Genomic DNA, 2,743 nt, shown 5'->3' on the forward strand with positions numbered 1-2,743 from the left:
AGACGCTGCTCCTCGCCACCGGCCTCTACTTCACGGCGCGCGGCAACGCGGGCTGACGCCCGGCCGCGCAGGCTACGCCGGGCCGCCCGGTCCGGCGGAGCGATTTGTGATCACACTTTTTCGCCCTGTGATCACATATTGGGGAACTGCGGCGTTAAGACCCACGCTTTCCGGCCCAAACAGGCCCTCGAGCGACCCAACCCGCGTGACAGCCCGGTAAAAACCGCTATTCATCTCACGCAGGAGACAACCGCCAAGCACAACCTGAAGGGGTCCGCCATGGCCGATGTGAACCGCGGAAACCGACCGCTATCCCCGCACCTGCAGGTCTACCGTCCGCAGCTGAACTCGATCACCTCGATCCTCGTGAGGATCACGGGGAACGCGATGCTGGTCTCGGCCTTCCTGCTCGTCTGGTGGCTGATCGGCGCGGCCTCGGGCGCGGACTACTTCGCCCGGGTCGACGGCCTCGTGACCTCCTTTCTCGGCGACATCGTCCTGACGCTCTCGGTCCTCGGGCTCTGGTATCACGCGCTCGGCGGGCTCCGGCACCTGATCTGGGACACCGGCCGCGGCCTCGACCTCAAGACGGCGGACATGATGGGCTGGGGCATGCTCGGCGGATCGGTCGTCCTCACCGTCATCACGCTGCTCGCGATCTGAGGGAGACCGCCCATGCCCTACATGACCGACCGCAAGCGCGTCTCCGGCCTCGGCACCGCGCATTCCGGCACGCATCACTTCTGGACCATGACCGTGACCTCGGTCGCGCTGCTGATCCTGACCCCGTTCTTCCTCGCCATCGTCGGGCCGCTCATCGGGGCCCCGCACGCGGAGGTGGTCGCCACCCTCGGCCGGCCGATCCCGGCCGTCGTCGTCGCGGCCTTCCTCGTGGTGGGGATGCACCACTTCGCGCTCGGCGTGCGGGTGGTGATCGAGGATTACGTCCGCGGGCTCGCCCGCAAGATCTGGATCATCGCCATGACGATCGTGAGCTACGGCCTCGCCGCGGCCGGCGTCGTCGCGCTGGCGCAGATCGCTCTCTGAGGGACATGACGCAATGAAAGACACCGCACGCATGAGCGCGAGCTACGACACCACCGAACATGCCTACGACGTGGTCGTGGTGGGCGCGGGCGGCTCGGGCCTCCGCGCGACGCTGGGGATGGCCGAGCAGGGGTTGAAGACAGCCTGCGTCACCAAGGTCTTCCCGACGCGCAGCCACACCGTCGCCGCGCAGGGCGGCATCGCGGCCTCGCTCGGCAACATGGGGCCGGACCACTGGCACTGGCACATGTACGACACCGTGAAGGGGTCGGACTGGCTGGGCGACACCGACGCGATGGAATACCTCGCCCGCGAGGCGCCCAAGGCGGTCTACGAGCTCGAGCATTACGGCGTGCCCTTCTCGCGCACCGAGGACGGCCGCATCTACCAGCGCCCCTTCGGCGGCCACACCACCCAGTTCGGCGAGGGCCCGCCGGTGCAGCGCACCTGCGCCGCCGCCGACCGGACCGGCCACGCGATCCTGCACACGCTCTACGGCCAGTCGCTGAAGAACAACGCGGAATTCTACATCGAGTATTTCGCGACCGACCTCCTGATGACGGAGGACGGGGCCTGCGTCGGCGTCGTGGCGTGGAAGCTCGACGACGGCACGCTCCATGTCTTCCGCGCGAAGATGGTCGTGCTCGCCACCGGCGGCTATGGCCGCGCCTATTTCAGCGCGACCTCCGCGCATACCTGCACCGGCGACGGCGGCGGGATGGTCGCGCGGCAGGGCCTGCCGCTGCAGGACATGGAATTCGTGCAGTTCCACCCGACCGGCATCTACGGCGCGGGCTGTCTCATCACCGAGGGCGCGCGCGGCGAGGGCGGATACCTGACGAACTCCGAGGGCGAGCGCTTCATGGAGCGCTACGCGCCCACCTACAAGGACCTCGCCAGCCGCGACGTGGTCAGCCGCTGCATGACGATGGAGATCCGAGAGGGCCGCGGCGTCGGCCCCGGCAAGGATCACATCCACCTGCACCTGAACCACCTGCCGCCCGAGACCCTGGCCGAGCGCCTGCCGGGCATCTCGGAAAGCGCCAGGATCTTCGCCGGCGTCGACGTCACGAAGGAGCCGATCCCGGTCCTGCCGACGGTGCACTACAACATGGGCGGCATCCCGACGAACTACTGGGGCGAGGTGCTGCGCCCGACGAAGGACGATCCCGACGCCATCGTGCCCGGCCTCATGGCCGTGGGCGAGGCGGGCTGCGCCAGCGTGCACGGCGCGAACCGGCTCGGCTCGAACAGCCTGATCGACCTCGTCGTCTTCGGGCGCGCCGCGGGCATCCGCGCGGCCGAGGTCGTCGATCCCTCGACCACCGCGCCCGACGTGCCGCGCGCCTCGCTCGATTTCGCGCTGTCGCGCTTCGACGACATCCGGCACGCGAACGGCGGCACGCCCACGGCGGAGCTGCGCCTCGAGATGCAGAAGACGATGCAGGCCGACGCCGCCGTCTTCCGCACCGACAAGACGCTGGCCGAGGGCGTCGAGAAGATGAAGGCCGTCGCGGGCAAGATCGACGACCTGCACGTGACCGACCGCTCGCTGATCTGGAACTCCGACCTGATGGAGACGCTGGAACTGACGAACCTCATGCCGAACGCGATGGCCACCATCGTCTCGGCCGAGGCCCGCAAGGAGAGCCGGGGCGCCCACGCCCACGAGGACTATCCCGACCGCGACGACGCG

3 protein-coding genes are annotated in these 2,743 nt (G+C 68.9%); all 3 read left to right on the plus strand.

Annotated elements, in window-relative coordinates:
* Positions 1–279: 279 nt before the first annotated feature.
* The gene (gene sdhC, locus ACTS11_RS00970) at positions 280–663 is read left to right on the plus strand and encodes a succinate dehydrogenase, cytochrome b556 subunit (protein WP_442638485.1); all 384 of its coding nucleotides are present in this window, start codon (positions 280–282) and stop codon (positions 661–663) included.
* 12 nt (positions 664–675) lie between these two features.
* Entirely contained in the window at positions 676–1,047 is a 372-nt protein-coding gene (gene sdhD / locus ACTS11_RS00975; protein WP_442638486.1) for a succinate dehydrogenase, hydrophobic membrane anchor protein, read from the plus strand.
* A gap of 13 nt (positions 1,048–1,060) precedes the next feature.
* On the plus strand, positions 1,061–2,743 hold a 1,683-nt coding region (gene sdhA / locus ACTS11_RS00980), incomplete at its 3' end, for a succinate dehydrogenase flavoprotein subunit (protein WP_442638487.1).

Origin of the sequence: Roseicyclus sp., assembly GCF_052168335.1 — a bacterium.
Lineage (GTDB): Bacteria > Pseudomonadota > Alphaproteobacteria > Rhodobacterales > Rhodobacteraceae > Roseibacterium.

What these genes read in the sequence shown, in the direction of transcription:
- sdhC (WP_442638485.1), top strand. Translation starts at nt 280, where the DNA reads ATGGCCGATGTGAACCGCGGAAACCGACCGCTATCCCCGCACCTGCAG.
- sdhD (WP_442638486.1), top strand. Translation starts at nt 676, where the DNA reads ATGCCCTACATGACCGACCGCAAGCGCGTCTCCGGCCTCGGCACCGCG.